General features: G+C 64.0%; 2 protein-coding genes. One reads left to right on the forward strand and one right to left on the reverse strand.

The features are described 5' to 3' along the window. A partial coding sequence (locus tag OEX18_15860; GenBank protein MDH4338738.1) for a hypothetical protein occupies window positions 1-215 on the reverse strand: 215 nt, incomplete at its 3' end. Window positions 216-514: 299 nt separating this feature from the next. On the opposite strand from OEX18_15860, the gene OEX18_15865 reads away from it, so the two are divergent. Beyond that, window positions 515-1,726, forward strand: a complete 1,212-nt coding sequence (locus OEX18_15865) for an IS256 family transposase (protein ID MDH4338739.1) — start codon at window positions 515-517, stop codon at window positions 1,724-1,726. The last annotated feature ends 419 nt before the right edge of the window (window positions 1,727-2,145 follow it).

A 2,145-nucleotide genomic window follows, 5' to 3' on the forward strand; every position in this document is an offset into this window, starting at 1 on the left:
GACCGCAGCTCGCAGGCGCAGAAAGCCGTCAGTGGCCGGCCGGCGGCCCCGATGAGGCGTTGCACTTCGCGGAAACCGTCAGCGAGCGGAATCGGCTCGCGGAAGCTGACGCGTTCGATGGAAAATCCCGGATCGGCGGCCACGCCTCCCGAATACTGGAATACGGCGGGGATGTAGCGATAGCCGCCGGGTGTGAACGAGACGGTACTCGGCATCGGGCGCTCCTGCGCGGACAGAGCAGCGGGGCAATTGCATCGGAAAACGATGCAGCCGGAACCCTACCACACGCCATGGCGGACTGAAGCAGGGCATCCAGCGGCTCTGTCGAGAAAGAACGGGCAGAGAAGTCGGGCCCAGCGAGCCGCGCGTTCGATTTCGATCGATTGCCTCACGACGCCCCCGCGGGGGGATGACGTACGGAATGTTTCGCACAAGTGATTGAAGGCTGGCGGCTCCGACTCAGGGTCTCTTGGTGATTGCGAGATCAACCGAGGAACCAGAGAAGGAAGCCACCATGAGTGAGGATACGCCGATTCCCGGCTCCCTCAACAACGTGATCCGGATCGACGACGAGCGGATCAAGGGACATCTGGACCGGGTCGTTCGCGGCACGGTCGAGGAGACTTTGAACTCGCTGCTGGATGCGGAAGCGGACCGGCTGTGCAACGCGCAGCGCTACGAGCGCACCGAGGCGCGTCGCGATACACGGGCCGGCCACTACGAGCGCCAGCTGGAGACTAAGGCCGGCGAGGTGACGCTGAAGGTGCCGAAGTTGCGGCGCCAGACGTTCGAGACAGCCATTATCGAGCGCTACCGGCGGCGCGAGGCGTCGGTCGAGGAGGCGCTGATCGAGATGTACCTGGCGGGCGTTTCGGTGCGGCGCGTGGAGGACATCACGGAGGCGCTGTGGGGCACGCGCGTGTCGCCGTCGACGGTCAGTGATCTCAACAAGAAGATCTACGCGACGATCGAAGCGTGGCGGAACCGTGCGATCGAGGGCGAGCACCCGTATGTGTATCTCGACGGCATCGTGATGAAGCGGACGTGGGCGGGCGAGGTCAGGAACGTCTCTCTGCTCGTCGCGATTGCCGTGAACAGCGAGGGTTTCCGCGAGATCCTGGGCATCGTGGAGGGCGCGAAGGAGGACAAGGCGGGCTGGTCCGGCTTCCTGAAGCACCTGAAGGAGCGCGGCTTGAAGGGCGTGCGGCTGATCATTTCGGACGCCTGCATCGGGCTCGCCGAGAGTGCCGCTGAGTTCTTCCCCGACGCGGCCTGGCAGCGCTGCACGGTGCACTTCTATCGCAACGTCTTCAGCCATGTGCCGCGTCCGAAGATGCGGGAGGTTGCGGCGATGCTCAAAGCGATCCACGCCGCCGAGGATGTGCAGGCGGCACGCGAGAAGGCTCGGCAGGTGGTCGTCAAGCTGCGCGACCATCGCCTGACCAAGGCCGCCGAACTCGTCGAGAGCGGGATCGAGGAGACGCTGGCGTACTATGGCTTCCCGGAGGAGCACTGGCGGCGCATTAGGACGAACAACCCGCTGGAGCGCATCCTGCGCGAGATCCGGCGGCGCACGCGGGTGGTCGGCGCGTTCCCCGACGGTGAGAGCGCGTTGAACCTGGCGGCGGCGCGCCTCAGGCACGTCGCGGGAACGGAATGGTCGACCAAGCGGTATCTATCGATGGAGCTCCTTCAGGGCCAGCAAGCCCTGCCCACGACCGCCTGAGCCCGGGCCGGACGCCGCTCAGCAGAAATCAAATGTGCGAAAGAAACTGGACAGTACCCATCGGCACGACGAGACGTGCGGTGCTGCCCGAAAGCCGACGACGATGGACGAGGGCAGTGGGTCATCGAAATCGATGGGTGCGCGTTCGTCCATGTCGGCTGCAGTCCGACACAGAAAATTCAAGTCCGGCGCGGTGCGCCAGCTGCGGTAATGTGGATTTGCTCTCTGATGCAATGATCGCGAGGCAGCTTTATGCGAGTCGAGCGGACGGTCCGACCCGCAAGCAAGGCTACCGGGTGGACTGCAGATACCTATCTCACTTCCCGACGTGGCAATCTTGCAAGGAGGCAAATCGGAAGAGCCGCCACAGCAACTAATGTGTACATTGTGAACGCATTCAAGTAGCCGATCATCGCCGA

The sequence above is a fragment of the Candidatus Krumholzibacteriia bacterium genome (genome assembly GCA_029865265.1).
In the GTDB taxonomy this organism is placed as follows: domain Bacteria; phylum Krumholzibacteriota; class Krumholzibacteriia; order WVZY01; family JAKEHA01; genus JAKEHA01.

Bases quoted from the DNA above. Each gene is read 5' to 3' on its own strand.
- OEX18_15865 (MDH4338739.1), top strand. From the start codon at position 515: ATGAGTGAGGATACGCCGATTCCCGGCTCCCTCAACAACGTGATCCGG.